General features: G+C 37.7%; 3 protein-coding genes. All 3 read left to right on the top strand.

Annotated features, from left to right (window positions below; genetic code table 11):
- Positions 1-319, top strand: a 319-nt coding sequence (locus SANK73390_RS22360; protein ID WP_462768507.1) for a hypothetical protein, incomplete at its 5' end; no start/stop codon positions are given.
- Between the two features lie 2 nt (positions 320-321).
- On the top strand, positions 322-657 hold the full coding sequence (locus tag SANK73390_RS22355; protein WP_462768506.1) for a hypothetical protein: 336 nt from the start codon (positions 322-324) through the stop codon (positions 655-657).
- Between the two features lie 408 nt (positions 658-1,065).
- A partial coding sequence (locus SANK73390_RS22350; RefSeq protein WP_462768505.1) for a transposase occupies positions 1,066-1,476 on the top strand: 411 nt, incomplete at its 3' end.

Raw genomic sequence — 1,476 nt, 5'->3', positions numbered from 1 at the left:
TCATGGGGCTAAAGCTGGTTATGGGGTTTATCAGTATGAAAAACTATCGAAATATATTCCCCATCTTAAAAAGTTAAGAGACAGGGAAGGTAATGTAAATGGATGGTCTCTTAGCCTTGGTAAAGATTATGGCTCAAAGCCAAGGGTTGATTATCATAAGTTGCCAAATCAAGGTAAAGGCGCTAAAGGTATGCCTGAGTGGACAAAAGGGCGTAAGCTTCCTCATTATCATAGAAGAGGAGAAGGTGGTATTGGACTACACAGGCCATATCAAACGAAGCCTTCTTGGAAGCCACATGAATTCTGGAAGAGGTTTTAGAGATGAAAGAATGTCTTTTTAACAAGCTATGTGCATTAGTCATAGATGCTGAGCTATGTATTGATAACGGTTATTATGATGATGTAGCACCAAGTATTTCGTTGGATGAGATCACAAATAGTTGTGAAAGAAAGGAAATCAATATGGATGAAGACCTCAATGCGATATTTCTATTCATTGAACATTACTATGACGCAGTTTCACATAATTTTGATAGTGTGATTGAAAAGGTTAGTGTATCAGATGCACATGAAGTAATAAGTAAACTGAAACATAAAGACAAATCAGTAGTTGTCGCACATCGAGAAATATTTAAGCTTTTTAATCAATTGAACTGACAACTAAAAATAAACATGAATAAACAAGACATATATGGACGCTCAGCCTTTGTCAAACAATACTAACCAATCGAGGTGACTTTTTAGTCGCCTCGAAAAATAAACAAGACACCCATTTTTATTTGCTTCGAAATAAACAAGACAACGAAATAAACAAATAAACAAGACACCCACTTTTATTTACGTTGTATATAACAGTCAAGGTCGCGGCTTTATGGGCTTTAAGTCGGTGATTGAAAAAGATGTTACGTTAGGGGTTGTTACCCGCTCTGACTTTAACCAGATATTTCCATATCAAGGTAGGCTTACGCGTCAAGCGCAGGAATAAACAAGACACCCACTTTTGTTTGCTTGTTTTTTGTTCATTGCCTATCTTTTATCTATCTGGTTAAAAGGTAGGCAGCTAACATGGCGACGGCACGTAAAAGACAGGTGAGTTTGGTTGATACAAAATACTATCACTGCATTTCACGGTGTGTTCGTCGTGCTTTTTTGTGTGGTGATGATACGGTGACAGGCAAAAGTTATGAGCACCGCAGGCTATGGGTAGAAGATAAACTACTAGCGCTAGCGAAGGTATTTTGTATTGACGTATGTGCTTATGCGGTGATGAGCAATCATACGCATATTGTGTTGTATGTGGATGATAAAAAGGCCAAGCGGTTGAATGATAAAGCCATACTTATTCGTTGGCACAAATTATTCAAAGGCACGCTGCTTACACAAAAATATTTACAAGGAGATAAGCTAGATAAAGCGCAACAATTCTTTTTAAATCGTATCATTGCCGATTATCGAAAACGACTGGCGGATATAAGC

This window comes from Pseudoalteromonas sp. SANK 73390 (assembly GCF_054966645.1).
The sequence above is the reverse complement of the archived record's forward strand: the minus strand, read 5'-3'. Positions and strand labels throughout refer to the sequence as shown.